The following is a 15,007-nucleotide window of genomic DNA, read 5'->3' as shown; positions in this document are numbered from 1 at the left end:
CCATGGCTGGAAGTGCTGGTCGTTGGGTCGTGCGGGCGAGGCTAGCGGTGGGGCGTGTTGGGGGCATGTCGTGAATGTATCAGCTTTGAAATATTTTCCCGAAAGGCCCGCCAAATGCCGGTTGGTCAGTATTTACCGATCATCGGATCCCGCAACGCCGCTGCTTGCGCTACAATCCGCGCCGATTTCGACTTGCCTGAGAGCCCATTCCAATGTCCGTCTGCCAGACTCCTATCATCGTCGCCCTGGATTACCCCACCCGTGACGCCGCACTGAAGCTGGCTGACCAGTTGGACCCCAAGCTTTGCAGGGTCAAGGTCGGCAAGGAACTGTTCACCAGCTGTGCCGCAGAAATCGTCGGCACCCTGCGTGACAAAGGCTTCGCAGTGTTCCTCGATCTGAAATTCCACGATATCCCGAATACCACCGCCATGGCGGTCAAGGCCGCCGCCGAAATGGGCGTGTGGATGGTCAACGTGCACTGCTCCGGCGGCCTGCGCATGATGACCGCCTGCCGCGAAGTGCTGGAACAGCGCAGCGGCCCTAAACCCCTGCTGATCGGTGTGACCGTGCTGACCAGCATGGAGCGCGAAGACCTGGCCGGTATCGGCCTGGACATCGAGCCTCAGGAGCAGGTACTGCGCCTGGCAGCCCTGGCCCAGAAAGCCGGCCTTGATGGCTTGGTGTGCTCGGCGCTGGAAGCCCAGGCCTTGAAGACCGCCCATCCGTCGTTGCAATTGGTGACCCCGGGGATCCGCCCGGCGGGCAGCGCCCAGGATGACCAGCGCCGTATCCTGACCCCGCGTCAGGCACTCGATGCAGGTTCTGACTACCTGGTGATCGGTCGCCCGATCAGCCAAGCGGCGGATCCGGCCAAGGCGTTGGCGGCGGTCGTTGCCGAGATCGCCTGATCCGAATGGGGAAGGGGCTTGCTGCAGCGAGCCCCTTCTCACATTTGCTATGCAGTGTGTCAGCTGACCTTAAGCACCAATTTCCCAAAGTTCTCGCCGTTGAATAACTTCATCAACGTCTCCGGGAACGTCTCCAGGCCCTCGACAATATCCTCTTTGCTCTTGAGCTTGCCCTGCGCCATCCAGCCGGCCATTTCCTGCCCGGCGGCGGCAAAATTCGCCGCGTGATCCATCACCACAAAGCCTTCCATCCGCGCGCGATTGACCAGCAGCGACAGGTAGTTGGCCGGGCCTTTCACAGCTTCCTTATTGTTGTACTGGCTGATGGCGCCGCAAATCACCACCCGCGCCTTCAGCGCCAGGCGGCTAAGTACTGCGTCAAGAATGTCGCCGCCGACGTTATCGAAATACACATCCACGCCCTTCGGGCATTCGCGCTTGAGGGCGGCGGGTACGTCTTCGTTCTTGTAGTCGATGGCTGCATCAAAGCCCAATTCGTCTACCAGAAACTTGCACTTGTCAGCGCCACCGGCGATGCCGACCACGCGGCAACCTTTCAGCTTGGCGATCTGCCCGGCAATACTGCCCACGGCGCCGGCTGCACCGGAAATGACCACGGTTTCACCTTCCTTGGGTGCGCCGGTGTCCAGGAGCGCGAAGTAGGCGGTCATGCCGGTCATGCCCAGTGCAGAAAGGTAGCGGGGCAGAGGGGCGAGCTTTGGGTCGACGGTGTAGAAGCCGCGCGGCTCGCCGAGGAAATAATCCTGCACGCCCAAGGCACCATTCACGTAGTCGCCGACCGCGAATTTCGGGTTGTTCGAGGCAATCACCTTGCCCACGCCGAGCGCGCGCATCACTTCGCCGATACCGACGGGCGGAATGTAGGACTTGCCTTCATTCATCCATCCACGCATGGCCGGGTCGAGGGACAAGTATTCATTGCGTACCAGCACTTGCCCGTCCTGGGGTGTACCCACCGGTACTTCCTGGTACGTGAAGGTTTCCCGCGTCGCCGCGCCGACCGGGCGTTTGGCGAGCAGGAATTGGCGGTTGGTCTGGGCAGTCATGGCAGGGACTCTTAAGAAGTGGAGCATGAGTGATAGACCTTGAGAGGGTTGGGGGCAAGGCCGGCTGAAGGCGCGAATGCTGGTCGATAGGCTGCGTTGATAGTGCGCAGGGTGTCCTTATCACTGGTACTCATGCAGCCCTAACCGGGCGTTTGATAGTGCTGACGCGCCAGTGTCAGTGTTGGCTAGACTCGGCCCACGGCTATTTCTCCCATAGGACATTCCCCCATGAGCATGACGTTTTCCGGCCAAGTCGCCCTGGTGACCGGCGCCGCCGCCGGTATTGGCCGCGCCACCGCGCTGGCGTTCGCCGCCGAAGGTTTGAAGGTCGTGGTTGCCGACCTGGATGTGGAGGGCGGCGAGGGCACTGTCGCGCTGATCCATCAGTCCGGTGGCGAGGCGTTGTTTGTGCGCTGCAACGTCACACAGGAGGCGGATGTGCAGCAATTGATGGCGCAGACCATCGGCGCTTATGGCCGCTTGGACTACGCCTTTAATAACGCCGGCATCGAGATTGAGAAGGGCAAGCTGGCGGACGGCAGCCTGGATGAGTTCGACGCCATCATGGGCGTCAACGTCAAAGGCGTGTGGCTGTGCATGAAGTACCAATTGCCACTGTTGCTGGCCCAAGGCGGCGGGGCCATTGTCAACACCGCGTCGGTCGCAGGCCTGGGGGCGGCGCCGAAGATGAGCATCTACGCGGCCTCCAAGCATGCAGTGATCGGCCTGACCAAATCGGCGGCCATTGAGTACGCGAAGAAGAAAATTCGCGTTAACGCCGTTTGCCCGGCGGTGATCGACACCGATATGTTCCGCCGTGCCTATGAGGCCGACCCCCGCAAGGCTGAATTCGCCGCCGCCATGCACCCGGTTGGGCGTATCGGCAAAGTAGAAGAAATCGCCAGCGCCGTGCTTTACCTATGCAGCGATGGCGCCGCATTCACCACCGGGCACGCCTTGGCGGTGGACGGTGGCGCGACGGCGATCTAGGACCTCGCGTCGCCCTCTATTCGAAAACGTCTTGGGGGGATGTGGGGCTTTTCCAGAGCTGGCAAAACGCCGCGACCGAATATGTGTCAGTAGGTAAATAATTCAATTAAATCAATACTTTAATAAATTTGTGTGACCGGCAGTCAACGGCTTCTGTGCTTAACTCTTCGGGTTGATAACAGACAGTTGAAGTGAGTGGCTCATGGATTTAAGGATTGATCGACAAGCCCTTGTACCGGTGGTGCAGCAAATTGTCAGTGCAGTGGCGCAATGGATTCGCAAGGACGAGGTAAGCCCCGGCACACGCTTGCCCTCCATCCGCCAACTGGCTCGGGATAATCTGCTCAGCCAATCTAGCGTGATCGAAGCATTCGAACGGATGGTCGCCCAGGGAGTGCTGGCCCCCCGGCAAGGCTCGGGATTTGTAGTGGCCCAGCCAGCCGTCTCCCACGAAGGCAATTGGTATGAAGGGGCGGAGCGCGAATGGGGGGCCTTTGCCGATAATCCGCTGGGCGAGTTGAAACTGGGCTGCGGCTGGTTGCCAGATGCCTGGCGCGAAAGCGATGACATCAGTTACGCAATCCGTGAAGTTACCCGCACCGACACTGCAGCACTGTTCAACTACAGCACGCCCTTAGGTTTACCCGCGTTGCGCGAACAACTGGCCAAGCGCCTGACTCAGATTCATATCCCCTCCAGCGTGGACTGCATCCTCACTACCGCGGGCGCTGGCCATGCCCAGGACCTGCTGATACGCACGCTGCTCAAGGCCGGCGATTGCGTGGTGGTCGAAACCCCGGGGTACGGCAACCTCTATCAACAATTGGCGTTCCAGGGTGTGCAACTGCTGGAGGTGCCGCGTACCGAAGGCGGCCCCGACCTCCTGGCCCTGGAAGCGTTACTACAAGACCATCGGCCAAAATGCCTGTTCATCCACAGCCTTTATCACAACCCCACCGGGACGAGTCTGTGCCGCGAGGTGGCCGAGCGTTTGCTGGAACTGGCGCACCGCGAAAACTTCCTGATCATTGAAGAAGACGTCTACGGCGACCTGCAACATGCCAGTTGCATACGGCTCGCGGCATTGCCCCATGATGACCGGGTGATCTATGTCGCGAGTTTCTCCAAGACCTTGAGCAGTGCGTTGCGCGTGGGGTATCTCACTGCCAGTTCGGCGATCATCACGCAACTGGCCAGCCTCAAGACCTTGACCGGATTCGGCACCTCGCGGTTTGCCGAGGCAGTGGTTGCTACGCTATTGGCCAATGGCACCTATCGTAAATGGGTACAGCGCCTGCGCAAGCGACTGGGCACTGAAATGAGAGCCACCCTGCAAGTGCTGGAAGACGAGGAGTGGGAGGTGTTCGCGGTGCCTGCCGGAGGCATGTTCCTGTGGGCGCGGCCGGGGGAGGCGCAACCTTCGCTGCTGCAGAGGTGTGCCCGACGTCTGGGAGTGTTGTTGCCTCCCGGGGCGTTGTTCAGCCCAACGGCGGAGCCCTGTGATTGGCTGCGCATCAATGTGGCCTATGCAACTGATCCACGGGCTTTGGCATTGTTCCGTGCCATGGGGCCTACCAGATCGACCTCGACCATTCTGAAAACGACGAGCGTGTAGCTTTTTGCCATTATTGTGGCGCCAACGTCTTGTGCTTAGTGCCTTGTGGTTGCGAATCTCGCTGGATGTCAATCGGGCTTGATGGCATCTGCCATTGCAAGAGGATTCAAGTGCAATGATTTCAGGCGTGCAACGACGTTTCGCCAACCTCGGTATGGCGAAAAAACTGGGTTTGGGCTTCATGCTGGTGCTGCTGTTGACGGCTTTGGTAGCAGCTATCGGCGTGTGGTCCCTGCAGACCGTTGGCCAGCGTTTCGAGGGGCTCAAGGCCATGTCTTCGCTCAACAGCGGCTTGCTCAAGGTACGCCTGATCGAGCAGGACTACGCGCTGCACGCCGACCCCAAGGCTGTCGACGCCCTGCATGAAAGCGTTGACGCCTTGGCGGCCCAGGCCGCCGCCCTCAAGGCACAGTCTGCGGCGAATGTGCCGGTGATGACTGACGTCGAGCAGGCCCTGGTCGCCTACCGCCAGGCGTTCGATGAGTTTGTCGAGCTGACCCAGACCAAGGATCTGGCGCTGGAAATGGCCACTTGGTCAGTGTCCAGCGTGGCGAACAACCTGGACGTGTTGCAGGCCGGCCTGGCGGACGACGGGGCTTATGGCCTCAAGGAAAGCCAGGGCAAGGAGGGCGCCGAGTTTATCGAGCAGGCTGGTCAGGTCAGTCAGGTGTCGCGCTTGATGTTGCAGGCCATGAACGAAGCCCACGTACGCTTGGACCAGAGCCGCAAAGTGGATGCTGAGGATGCCGAGCAAGGCAAGATCGAGCAGGCTGACCAGGCTCTTGCTCAAGTCGAGCAACTGAAGAAGTCGGTCAAGGACTCCGGTTATCAGACGGTGCTCAATGAAGTTTCCGGGCACATTGCCGCGTTCAGCGAGAAGCTGGGTGAATACACCGGCCTGTTGGCCCAGGAAAAAGTGGTCTACAAACAACTGCATGACCGGGCGGCCCTAGTGGTCAGCCGGGTCAACCAGGCCTATGACGCCGAAGACCTGTCGATGCAGGCACAACTGAAAAAAAACGCGATGTTGATCATCGTCTCGTCGGCCCTGGCTTTGCTGGTGGGGCTGATTGCAGCGTGGGTGATTACCCGTTTGATCGTCGCGCCGCTGCGCAGTGTGATCGCGGTGGCGCAGCAGATTGCCGCCGGGGATTTGAGCGGGCGTATGGAGGTCAGTCGTCGTGATGAAATCGGCCAGTTGATGCAGGCGATGCAACAGATGGGCAACGGCCTGAGCCAGATGGTCAGCGGCCTGCAGGCCGGTATCGAGCAATTGGCCAGCTCGGCGCAGTCGCTCTCCAGAGTGACCGAGCAAACCAATGTCGAGGTCAGCAGCCAGAAGGAGGAAACCGAGCAGGTGGCCACTGCTATGAACCAGATGACCGCCACGGTGCACGATGTGGCGCGCAACGCTGAAGAGGCCGCGCAAGCCGCGCAGACCGCGGATGACAAGGTCGACAGCGGTCAGCAAGTGGTGCGCCAGAGTTTGCAGCGCATCGAGTTGCTGGCCACTTCCAGTAACAGTGCCAGTGCGAGCATCGAGAGCCTCAGTGCCGAAATCCAGAACATTGGGACTGTGTTGGGCGTGATCAAAAGCGTGGCGGAGCAGACCAACTTGCTGGCCCTGAACGCGGCCATCGAGGCTGCCCGTGCGGGTGAGCAGGGCCGTGGCTTTGCGGTAGTGGCCGATGAAGTGCGGGCGCTGGCCAAGCGTACCCAGCAATCGACCGAAGAAATCGAGCGGTTGGTCAGCACCTTGCGCAGCGCGGCGCAATCATCGGTGCAGCAGATCCAGCAAAGCGGTGAGCTGGTCAAACTGGCGGTCAGCGATGCCCTGGAAACCGAGAGCGCCCTGGGCAGCATCGCAGTGGCGGTGTCGTTGATCCAGCAGATGAACCAGCAGATCGCCGCTGCCGCCGAGGAACAAAGCTCGGTGGCTGAAGAGATCAACCGTAGCGTCACCAGTATTCGTGCGAGTGCCGATCAATCGGCGTTGAGCATGCAGGGCAATGCGGCGTCGAGTATCCAGCTGGCGCAGTTGGGGGCGGAGCTCAAGGGGATGGTGGGGCATTTCCGCCTTTGATCGCAGCACCGAGGCTGCAATCAAAGGGGAGGGCGATCAAGCGTGGTTTGCGAGAAAGGTCAGCAGCGCTTCGTTGACGAAGTCCGGGTTCTCCCGGCTGGAGATATGCCCTGCGTCTGGAATCAACGTCAGTGCGCAGCCAATCAGTTCGGCCATTTCCTTGGATTCGACGGGTGGACGAGGTTTGTCCTGCTCGCCGCACATCACCAAAGTGGTATCGGCGTCCAGGCGCGGTAGTTGCTCCAGCACGTCGTCGCGGCTGAAGATCAACTGGCCCAAGGGCACGACGCTCTGCAGCAGGCGCTCTCGGGAAAAGGCCCGCAGTGACGTGCGAAAGTCCTGGTACAGCGCTGATTCGCGGTCGATGTCCGGGCGGAAGAAGATCGGTGCGATCACATCCAGCAACGGCTCGGGAATGGCGCCGGCGTCTTCAATCATCTTGAACAGCGAGAAGTAATACTGGCGCGTGGCCTCGGGCTCGGCGCCGAGGTAGGTGTCCATCAGTATTAGGCTGTTGATGCGTTCTGGGGCCTGCAACGCCAGGCGCGCGCCCCACATACCGCCGACCGAGAGGCCCACCAGGTTGATCTGCGTGATAGCCAAGTGATCCAGCAGGGCCAAGGTCTGGCGTGCGAGGTCGTCGAGGGAGCGCGTTTGCGTGGGCAGTTGGCCCGATTCACCGTGGCCCCATAGCTCGGGCACGATCACACGGTACTGTTGCGACAGGGCGTCGATCTGCGGTGCCCACATGTCGCGGTTCCACAGGTAGCTGGAGCCCAGCAGCACGGCCGGGCCGGTGCCTTGGTCGAGGTAGTGCAGGGGTTGTCCATCAATGACGGCGATAGGCATAGCAGGCCTCTGACTTCACGGAGTGAGGCGCACTTTTTTACGCTAGTCGGGGGGCGGAGGATAGGTGCCAGGATGATGGCACCTATTATTTTGCGAGGATCAATCGTAGATGACTTTCTTCTTCCACTCGGCGTCGGCGTCGACTTCTTTCATGCCTTGGGTCAGTTCGTTGACCTCTTCTGCGGCCTGTTTGCTGTTAGCCAGCACGGTGGAGTTGGCGCGGGCCAGTTGGCCTTCCAGCAATTGCAGCTGGGCGCTGTAGAGTACCGGCTCCGGCTGTTTGCGCAGGTACTGCACACCACGCTCGAAGGCCAGGCGTGCCTGGCCCGGTTGGCCCTGCTGCAGCGCGTGCTGGCCGAGGTTGTTGAAGAACTCGATGTGCAGCAGCACCAGGATATGGCGGATTTCTTTGATCCAATGCTTGGCTTCGTTGGAGGGTAGGAAACCGTCCTGGGCTGCGCGCGTGACCTGGCCGTGCAGGGCTTCCAGCAGGAAGCGCACGTCCTTGGCCTTGGCTTCGGTCTGGATCGGTGCCGGGGGGTTGTTGACCGGGATGGATTCGCCCTGGGCCACCAGTGTATTCAGCTCAGTGATGCGCGCTTTAATAGGAGCACTGGTCTTGTTGAGGTTCAACAGGCGCTGGTTCACGTTGAGTTCCAGGCGGGTCAACAACAGTTTGAGCGCCGGGGTCATCAGTTGGCCTGGGAATGTTTCGGTGATCTCACCGCAACGGCGCAGGCGATCGTTAAGCTCGATCTGGACGCGCTGCTTTTCCAGCTTGTTGTTTTCCACCACGTGGTTCATATAGCCAATGGCGATCAGTATTACGATCCCGGCTATTACCAGCAGGGTGATCATGAGTGGTGTCACCGGTGTGACCTCTTTATAGGGTTTGCAATGGAGTGTAGTGACTGGGCCGGCTATCGGATAGAGCTGATCGACCAGCTGCCCGGGTAGTTTCTTCTATATAGACAAGCGCTCCCTGCGTAGATGCACATTGCCATTATTTGCCAGGGCGAACTATAACGTCTTGTCGGGTGCCAGAATATAGGCGTCAAGGTGCGGACGGGCAGAATGCTCGCAACGGCTGGTAAACGCGGGCGAAGTCATTGATTTTAATAAATTTATCCTTGGGGGTTGACGATCCCCCAATCCATCCATAGAATGCGCGCCACTTAAAGCGTAAAGCACACAGCGAAACGCGTTGAGTAGTGAATGTTGTACGTGTGTCCCCTTCGTCTAGTGGCCTAGGACACCGCCCTTTCACGGCGGTAACAGGGGTTCGAGTCCCCTAGGGGACGCCATATGCGGGAATAGCTCAGTTGGTAGAGCACGACCTTGCCAAGGTCGGGGTCGCGAGTTCGAGTCTCGTTTCCCGCTCCAATTTACAAACAGTGTGGCTTTCGGGCGGCACTGAGTGAAACCAGGACCCAATCTTCGGATGAGGCCTCTGGGCACTGAAATACACACCATGTGTTTCAGTAGCGTGTCCCCTTCGTCTAGTGGCCTAGGACACCGCCCTTTCACGGCGGTAACAGGGGTTCGAGTCCCCTAGGGGACGCCATTTGCGGGAATAGCTCAGTTGGTAGAGCACGACCTTGCCAAGGTCGGGGTCGCGAGTTCGAGTCTCGTTTCCCGCTCCATTTTAAGCGGTGTTGCTTTCGGGCGGCGCTGAGTGAAACCAGGACCCAATCTTCGGATGAGGCCTCTGGGCACTGAAATACACACCATGTGTTTCAGTAGCGTGTCCCCTTCGTCTAGTGGCCTAGGACACCGCCCTTTCACGGCGGTAACAGGGGTTCGAGTCCCCTAGGGGACGCCATTTGCGGGAATAGCTCAGTTGGTAGAGCACGACCTTGCCAAGGTCGGGGTCGCGAGTTCGAGTCTCGTTTCCCGCTCCATATTCAAGAAAAAAGCCACTCAAGCGAGTGGCTTTTTTTTGCCTGCGATTTACGTAAAGGGGCTTCGGTCTCTTTTTTCATTCTTGCCGGTTCCAGATGTGCTTTTCCTGGTAAAGCCATCTGCTTCGCCGCTGATGTGGTGGGTCTTGTAGGAATAGTCTGTACTTTCCGTGAGGTTGATGCGAATTGGTCCCGCTGTCTCTACTCTGGCGTGCCTATTTTCCTTGTTCACCTCAGAGAGCTGCCCGGATGTTACAGCTGGACTTCTATTCAACCCTGGTCGCCGCGTCCCTTGTGCTTTTGCTTGGCCGCTGGCTGGTTGCCCGCATAGGCTTTTTACGCGCCTACAATATTCCCGCGCCGGTAGCCGGCGGCCTGGTGGTCGCTTTAGTGCTTTTGGCGTTGCGGGGGCTGGCCGATATTGAGGTGCGCTTCGACCCTTCGTTGCAAACCCCGTTGATGCTGGCATTTTTCGCCACTATTGGACTGAACGCGGATTTCGCCAGTTTGAAGAAAGGCGGTCGAATCCTGGCGATCTTTCTGTTGGTCGTGACCACACTGCTGGTGGTGCAAAACGCCATGGGCATCGCATTGGCCAAGGCCTTGGGACTCGACCCGTTGATGGGCTTGCTCGCCGGCTCGGTGACGCTGTCAGGCGGACACGGTACGGGTGCCGCCTGGGGGACTGTGTTCAGCGAGAAGTATGGCGTGGCCTCCGCGTCAGAATTGGCGATCGCCTCCGCAACCTTCGGCTTGGTGCTCGGGGGCTTGATTGGAGGTCCGGTTGCCCGCTTGCTGATCAAGCGGGTCCAGGTGCCTGGTATCGAGCAGGTGCAGCCACGCCTGCCCAAGGGCTTCGAGCAACCGAACAGGGAGCGTTTGATTACCCCGTTCTCATTCATCGAAACCCTCGCGTTGCTTGCGATCAGCCTCCAGGTCGGCACCTACCTCAACGGCTTCCTTCAAGGCACAGCACTGGAGTTGCCCACTTTCGTCTGTGTGCTGTTTGTCGGCGTCGTGCTGCGTAACGGCTTGTCGGCGCTGGGCTGGCATCAGGTGTTCGAGCGCGAGGTATCGGTGCTGGGCAATGTCAGTCTGTCGTTGTTCTTGGCTATTGCCTTGATGTCGCTCAAGCTGTGGGACCTGGCAGCACTCGCCTTGCCGATTGTCATCCTGCTGGCCGCGCAGGCATTGCTGATGGCGCTGTTTGCGATTTTCATCACGTTCCGGGTCATGGGCAGCAATTACGATGCGGCAGTGCTGGCGGCAGGGCACTGCGGGTTCGGGCTCGGTGCCACGCCGACGGCGATTGCCAACATGCAGGCGGTGACGCAACGCTTCGGGCCGTCACAGATTGCGTTTCTGGTGGTGCCGATGGTGGGCGCATTCTTTATCGATATCACCAATGCGGTGGTGATCAAGTTGTATCTGGCGCTGCCGTTCCTGGGCGCGGCGGGTTGACGCGTTAACCCCTGCGCCGCACACAAAAACGCCGATCAGCAATGATCGGCGTTTGTTGTTGGGGAGCGCTTCAATCGCAATCAGAGCTTGGGCAGCTGTCCGATACGCCCCATCATTTCGGTGACGATCTGCAGATCCAGCAAGAACTGGTCGACCGTCTTGAACTCATTGTCGGTATGCCCGGTGTACTTCACTTCCGGTCGCGCCAGGCCAAATTGCACACCGTTGGGCAACTCGTGCACGGAGGTCGCTCCAGCCGAGGTGCCGAACTTGTGTTCCATGCCCAGGTTTTCGCTGGCTACCGCGAGTAAGGCCTTCACCCATTCACCTTCCGGGTTGCGGAACATCGGCTCGGCCACCGAGTAGGTGAAGTCCACGTTGACCTTGGTTTTCTTGTCCCAGGCGCTCAACTTTTCGGCGATCTCGGCCTTGAGCTGCTCCGGGGATTTACCCTTCGGCACCCGGAGGTTGACTGCCAGCTTGAAAGCCTTTTCATCCAGCCCGACAAAGGTCGGTGAGGTGGTCAGCGGGCCCATGAAATCATCCGCAAAACCCACGCCCAATTTGCCACCCAAGTAATCCAGGCCCCAATTGTCGGACGCATACCGCGCAGCGTCGGTGATGTGGTTGTGCTTGAGAGCGATCTTGCCGTCGACGCTGTGAATCAGCTCCAGCATGCGCGCCACCGGGTTGATGCCGGACTCCGGCTCGGAGGAGTGCGCCGACACGCCGGTGACAGTCAGCTTGACGTCCTTGCCGTTGACCTTGGCGCTCACCTCAAAATCGCCACCGTTGCGCTTGACGTATTCCGTGCCGGCCTTTTGGAGGCTGGCTGCTAATTCCTTAGGGTTGTCGCTGATAAACGTGGCCACCGACGCCGATGGAATCTGGTTGGTGGCCATGCCGCCGGTCATTGCGATGATTTCTGCGCCTTTGCCTTCCCCTTTGCGGCGGGGGAAGGTGGCCATGACGGTGCCATAACCTTTTTCGGCAATCACCACCGGATAGCCGCCATCCAGCGCAAGGTTGTATTGCGGTGTCGGGTTGCGTTCGAAGTAGTAAGGGATCGCGTCTCCGGAGGTCTCCTCGGTGGTATCCACCAGCAGTTTGAAATTGCGCGCCAGCGGCAGCTTTTCTTCCTTGATCACTTTCATGGCATACATAGCCACCACGATGCCGTTTTTATCATCCTCGGTACCACGGCCATACATGCGGTCGCCGATCAGCGTGACCTTGAACGGATCAAGCTTGGTGCCGTCTTTCAGTACCCAGTTTTCCGGGGTTACCGGCACCACGTCGGCGTGGGCGTGGATGCCCACCACTTCGTCGCCGCTGCCTGCCAGGGAAATTTCGTACACGCGGTTGTCGACGTTACGGAAGTTCAGGTCAAAGGTCTTGGCCAGGGCCTGTAGCTTGTCGGCAATCCGGGTGAATTCCGGATTCTTGTATTGCGGAACACCGTCTACGTTGAAGGTTGGGATTTCCACCAGTTCGCGCAGAGTTTCTAGGGCGGCTTTTCCGTATTTAACTCGGGTGTAAATACCCAGCAAGCGATGGATCTCGTTCTGCTGGTCGGCGGTCAGGGTCTGGTTGTCGAGGAAGACGCTGATTGCAGGGCCTACATCCGCCGTTTTGCCCAGGTCTCCCTTGGCTAGTGTGCTGAGGAAACCACGAAAGTCAGTGACCGAAGTTTCGTTGAAGCTCTTCAGAATTGCCGTGCTTTGCTGCGGGGTGATATTGGCAAAGGCGGGAGTACTCATCACCGAAAGGCTCGCCGCGAACAGGGTCGCAGCCGCCAAATGTTTGAGAGGGAAGTGCATGGCTAAAGGCATTCCTTTGCAAAGGGAAAGTAGGAGATTTCTGATCAATGTGTCAGAAACATTTCCACACACTAACACTGCGAAGGTGTGCCGGGGAGGCCGTAAGAAGGCTTATCTAAAAACTCGATAGCCCCCTTGAATGCTTATTTCGCAACGTCGTGACCTGCGTTTTAGAGGCCGCGCAGCTCATGGTGCTCGACGAGAGCGGTTGCGGTTTAGTCAAGGCTGTAACGTACCGACAGCGCGCCCTTTTTTTCCGACAAGGCAAGGATCGTCACCTCACCCAGCTCGCCCAGTGTTTGCACATGGGTGCCACCGCATGCGTACGTGGGCAACTCACCGAAACCTACTTCGCGGATGCCTTCGTCCAGGGTCATATGGCGTGGGTAGTCTGCGGCGATCCATTGGTTGATCTGCTGCTGGAGGGTTTCGGCGTCGATAGCTTGCGCGGTTTCGCCACGGATAAAGGTGATCTTGCCTTCGCCCGGCCAGTGGTGGGCCTTGATTGGCATCCAGCCCAGGGTTTCGCCGGCGTTGCCGATCAAGTGCCCGGCGGAATGCAGGCGCGTGTGCAGGGCGCGGCGTGGTTCATCGACCCTCGCATTGATGGCGCCCAGTGGCACAGGGTGGTTGAGATAGTGCACCACGCGATCAACCTCCTGAGTGACGCGCAGTACCCGGGCTTCACCCAGCCAACCGGTGTCGGACGGCTGGCCGCCGCCTTGGGGATGAAAAATCGTCGACTGCAAAATGACCGCAAACTGGTCCTCAAAGGGCGTGCAACCCAGCACTTCAAGCTCTGCGGTGAGGTGGTCATGGGTGAAAAACAGGCGCTCGGTCATTTTCTACATCCGCATCAGGGTTCTGCGGGCAGTATAAATGCTGTCGGATTAGGTGATAATCCGCTCAATTATCAATGGACCTGTGCGTCATGAGCATCAATCTTCCGTTACCGCTGCTGAGTGAAATGGCGATTTTCGTCAAGGTGGTAGAGACCGGCAGCTTCTCCGAAGCGGCACGGCAACTCAGTGTCTCGCCGTCGGCGGTGAGTCGCAGTATTTCGCGCCTGGAAAAAGCCCTGGCTACCCGGTTACTGCAACGTACCACGCGAAAACTGCGCCTGAGCGACGGGGGGGAAGAGGTATTCAAGCGCTGCCAGGAGATGGTCAGCGCTGCGCGCTCGGTGATGGAAATCAGCGGTCAATTCACCCATGAGGCTGAGGGCCTGGTGCGTGTCAGTGTGCCCAAGGCGGTCGGGCGGTTTGTGGTGCATCCGCATATGCCCGAGTTCCTGCGGCGATATCCCAAGGTGGATGTGCAATTGATCCTGGAAGACCGGCAGGTGGACATGATCGATGACAATGTTGATCTGAGTATTCGCATCACCGACAGCCCGCCGCCGGGCCTGGTGGGGCGCCAGCTATTGCCGATTGAACATTTGCTTTGCGCTACGCCGCAGTATTTGGCCGAGCACGGTACACCGGAGCATCCCCACGACTTGTTGGAGCACAGCTGTATCTACCTTGGCGAAACCCCGGGCGACTCGCGCTGGAAGTTTCGCCAGGGAGGTAGGGCGGTGACCGTCAGCGTGCGTGGGCGTTATGCCGCTAACCACACCGGCGTGCGGCTGGATGCGGTGTTGCAGCATGTGGGGATTGGCAGCTTGCCGTACTTTACAGCGCGTCATGCATTGGAGGAGGGGCGGTTGGTGCAGGTGTTGCCGGGGTGGGATTTTATTGCGTCCTACCATGGCGAGGCGTGGTTGCTGCATTCGCCCACGCGCTACCTGCCGCCTAAGCTGCGGGTGTTCATTGATTATTTGGTGGAGTGTATGGCGAGGGAGCCGACGTTGCGTCGGCCCTCTGGTGTGGTTGGCTGATCAGTGCTTGCTCTGATCCTGGGGCATGGCCAGCAACTGTTTTTCCTGGTTCCAGTCGAACGGTTCGTCGTTCTGTTCGGCCTCAAAGCGACGTTCTTCCAAGGCCTGGTAAAGGTCCAGTTCTTCGTCGGGCATGAAGTGCAGGCAGTCGCCGCCGAAGAACCACAGCAGATCGCGTGGTACGAGGTGGGCAATTTGCGGGTAGCGCAGGATGACCTGGCTCATCAAGTCCTGCCCCAGGTACTGGCTTTCGATCGGGTCGATGGGCAGCAGCGCGCGCAATTCGTCGAAGCGCTCCAGGAATAGGGTGTGGCTTTCCTCGGGCACCTGTTCGGCTTCGCCGACGGCAACCAGGATGCTGCGCAGGTGGTCGAGCAAGACGAGATGATCGGCAACGACGTTGGACACGAGATAAGTCCTCTAAAGCAAAA

At 59.2% G+C, this 15,007-nt stretch carries 12 protein-coding genes, 6 tRNA genes and 1 pseudogene; 13 read left to right on the top strand and 6 right to left on the bottom strand.

What is annotated here, in order from left to right; genetic code table 11:
* Nucleotides 1-212 precede the first annotated feature (212 nt).
* Complete coding sequence (pyrF, locus tag ACVWXD_RS15945) at nucleotides 213-911, top strand: orotidine-5'-phosphate decarboxylase (RefSeq protein WP_401383938.1); 699 nt, start codon at nucleotides 213-215, stop codon at nucleotides 909-911.
* Nucleotides 912-970: 59 nt separating this feature from the next.
* Here pyrF and ACVWXD_RS15940 read toward each other — a convergent pair whose 3' ends face one another.
* Nucleotides 971-1,978: an NADP-dependent oxidoreductase gene (locus tag ACVWXD_RS15940; protein ID WP_095184270.1), complete on the bottom strand. Its 1,008-nt coding sequence runs from the start codon at nucleotides 1,976-1,978 to the stop codon at nucleotides 971-973.
* Nucleotides 1,979-2,206: 228 nt separating this feature from the next.
* Here ACVWXD_RS15940 and ACVWXD_RS15935 point away from each other — a divergent pair, with 228 nt between their 5' ends.
* From ACVWXD_RS15935 to ACVWXD_RS15920, 4 genes and pseudogenes are all read left to right on the top strand, one after another.
* Complete coding sequence (locus ACVWXD_RS15935) at nucleotides 2,207-2,968, top strand: SDR family oxidoreductase (RefSeq protein WP_122680085.1); 762 nt, start codon at nucleotides 2,207-2,209, stop codon at nucleotides 2,966-2,968.
* Nucleotides 2,969-3,170: 202 nt separating this feature from the next.
* Nucleotides 3,171-4,583, top strand: coding sequence for an aminotransferase-like domain-containing protein (locus ACVWXD_RS15930; RefSeq protein WP_401383945.1), 1,413 nt, complete (start codon nucleotides 3,171-3,173; stop codon nucleotides 4,581-4,583).
* Between the two features lie 115 nt (nucleotides 4,584-4,698).
* Nucleotides 4,699-5,808: pseudogene (locus tag ACVWXD_RS15925) on the top strand (HAMP domain-containing protein); the annotation flags it as partial.
* Entirely contained in the window at nucleotides 5,785-6,666 is an 882-nt protein-coding gene (locus ACVWXD_RS15920; protein WP_457371596.1) for a methyl-accepting chemotaxis protein, read from the top strand. The pseudogene ACVWXD_RS15925 and the gene ACVWXD_RS15920, both read left to right, overlap by 24 nt.
* A gap of 36 nt (nucleotides 6,667-6,702) precedes the next feature.
* Here the strand turns inward: ACVWXD_RS15920 and ACVWXD_RS15915 are convergent, their stop codons facing one another.
* Together ACVWXD_RS15915 and ACVWXD_RS15910 are read right to left on the bottom strand one after the other, a co-directional pair.
* Complete coding sequence (locus ACVWXD_RS15915; RefSeq protein WP_032889223.1) at nucleotides 6,703-7,515, bottom strand: alpha/beta fold hydrolase; 813 nt, start codon at nucleotides 7,513-7,515, stop codon at nucleotides 6,703-6,705.
* A gap of 99 nt (nucleotides 7,516-7,614) precedes the next feature.
* Nucleotides 7,615-8,385 (bottom strand): hypothetical protein, encoded by a 771-nt coding sequence (locus ACVWXD_RS15910; RefSeq protein WP_032889225.1) that lies wholly within the window; start codon nucleotides 8,383-8,385, stop codon nucleotides 7,615-7,617.
* Nucleotides 8,386-8,743: 358 nt separating this feature from the next.
* Between ACVWXD_RS15910 and ACVWXD_RS15905 the strand changes: the two genes are divergently transcribed.
* The 7 genes from ACVWXD_RS15905 (at nucleotide 8,744) to gltS (ending at nucleotide 10,877) form a co-directional block, all read left to right on the top strand.
* Nucleotides 8,744-8,819 (top strand) — tRNA-Glu (locus ACVWXD_RS15905).
* A 3-nt stretch (nucleotides 8,820-8,822) separates the two neighbouring features.
* Nucleotides 8,823-8,898: transfer RNA gene (locus ACVWXD_RS15900), tRNA-Gly, on the top strand.
* A gap of 105 nt (nucleotides 8,899-9,003) precedes the next feature.
* Nucleotides 9,004-9,079: transfer RNA gene (locus tag ACVWXD_RS15895), tRNA-Glu, on the top strand.
* Nucleotides 9,080-9,082: 3 nt separating this feature from the next.
* A tRNA-Gly gene (locus ACVWXD_RS15890) sits at nucleotides 9,083-9,158 on the top strand.
* Between the two features lie 103 nt (nucleotides 9,159-9,261).
* Nucleotides 9,262-9,337, top strand: a tRNA-Glu gene (locus tag ACVWXD_RS15885).
* A 3-nt stretch (nucleotides 9,338-9,340) separates the two neighbouring features.
* Nucleotides 9,341-9,416, top strand: a tRNA-Gly gene (locus ACVWXD_RS15880).
* A gap of 249 nt (nucleotides 9,417-9,665) precedes the next feature.
* Nucleotides 9,666-10,877: a sodium/glutamate symporter gene (gltS, locus tag ACVWXD_RS15875; RefSeq protein WP_095184274.1), complete on the top strand. Its 1,212-nt coding sequence runs from the start codon at nucleotides 9,666-9,668 to the stop codon at nucleotides 10,875-10,877.
* A gap of 80 nt (nucleotides 10,878-10,957) precedes the next feature.
* Here gltS and ACVWXD_RS15870 read toward each other — a convergent pair whose 3' ends face one another.
* Both ACVWXD_RS15870 and ACVWXD_RS15865 read right to left on the bottom strand, forming a co-directional pair.
* Nucleotides 10,958-12,697, bottom strand: coding sequence for a dipeptidase (locus ACVWXD_RS15870; RefSeq protein ID WP_032889228.1), 1,740 nt, complete (start codon nucleotides 12,695-12,697; stop codon nucleotides 10,958-10,960).
* 215 nt (nucleotides 12,698-12,912) lie between these two features.
* Nucleotides 12,913-13,539, bottom strand: a complete 627-nt coding sequence (locus tag ACVWXD_RS15865) for an alanyl-tRNA editing protein (RefSeq protein ID WP_401381516.1) — start codon at nucleotides 13,537-13,539, stop codon at nucleotides 12,913-12,915.
* 89 nt (nucleotides 13,540-13,628) lie between these two features.
* On the opposite strand from ACVWXD_RS15865, the gene ACVWXD_RS15860 reads away from it, so the two are divergent.
* The gene (locus tag ACVWXD_RS15860) at nucleotides 13,629-14,576 is read left to right on the top strand and encodes a LysR family transcriptional regulator (RefSeq protein ID WP_181643589.1); all 948 of its coding nucleotides are present in this window, start codon (nucleotides 13,629-13,631) and stop codon (nucleotides 14,574-14,576) included.
* On the opposite strand, the gene ACVWXD_RS15855 is transcribed toward ACVWXD_RS15860, so the two are convergent.
* Nucleotides 14,577-14,984 carry a PA2817 family protein gene (locus ACVWXD_RS15855; protein WP_010567536.1) on the bottom strand — a complete coding sequence of 136 codons (408 nt, stop codon included), beginning with the start codon at nucleotides 14,982-14,984 and terminating at the stop codon, nucleotides 14,577-14,579.
* Nucleotides 14,985-15,007: the final 23 nt, after the last annotated feature.

This window comes from Pseudomonas sp. TE3911, from assembly GCF_054062775.1.
The sequence above is the reverse complement of the archived record's forward strand: the minus strand, read 5'-3'. Positions and strand labels throughout refer to the sequence as shown.

Excerpts from the sequence above, each read along its gene's own strand:
- pyrF (WP_401383938.1), top strand. The coding sequence starts at position 213 with ATGTCCGTCTGCCAGACTCCTATCATCGTCGCCCTGGATTACCCCACC.
- ACVWXD_RS15940 (WP_095184270.1), bottom strand. The coding sequence starts at position 1,978 with ATGACTGCCCAGACCAACCGCCAATTCCTGCTCGCCAAACGCCCGGTC.
- ACVWXD_RS15935 (WP_122680085.1), top strand. The coding sequence starts at position 2,207 with ATGAGCATGACGTTTTCCGGCCAAGTCGCCCTGGTGACCGGCGCCGCC.
- ACVWXD_RS15930 (WP_401383945.1), top strand. The coding sequence starts at position 3,171 with ATGGATTTAAGGATTGATCGACAAGCCCTTGTACCGGTGGTGCAGCAA.
- ACVWXD_RS15920 (WP_457371596.1), top strand. The coding sequence starts at position 5,785 with ATGCAGGCGATGCAACAGATGGGCAACGGCCTGAGCCAGATGGTCAGC.
- ACVWXD_RS15915 (WP_032889223.1), bottom strand. The coding sequence starts at position 7,515 with ATGCCTATCGCCGTCATTGATGGACAACCCCTGCACTACCTCGACCAA.
- gltS (WP_095184274.1), top strand. The coding sequence starts at position 9,666 with ATGTTACAGCTGGACTTCTATTCAACCCTGGTCGCCGCGTCCCTTGTG.
- ACVWXD_RS15870 (WP_032889228.1), bottom strand. The coding sequence starts at position 12,697 with ATGCACTTCCCTCTCAAACATTTGGCGGCTGCGACCCTGTTCGCGGCG.
- ACVWXD_RS15865 (WP_401381516.1), bottom strand. The coding sequence starts at position 13,539 with ATGACCGAGCGCCTGTTTTTCACCCATGACCACCTCACCGCAGAGCTT.
- ACVWXD_RS15860 (WP_181643589.1), top strand. The coding sequence starts at position 13,629 with ATGAGCATCAATCTTCCGTTACCGCTGCTGAGTGAAATGGCGATTTTC.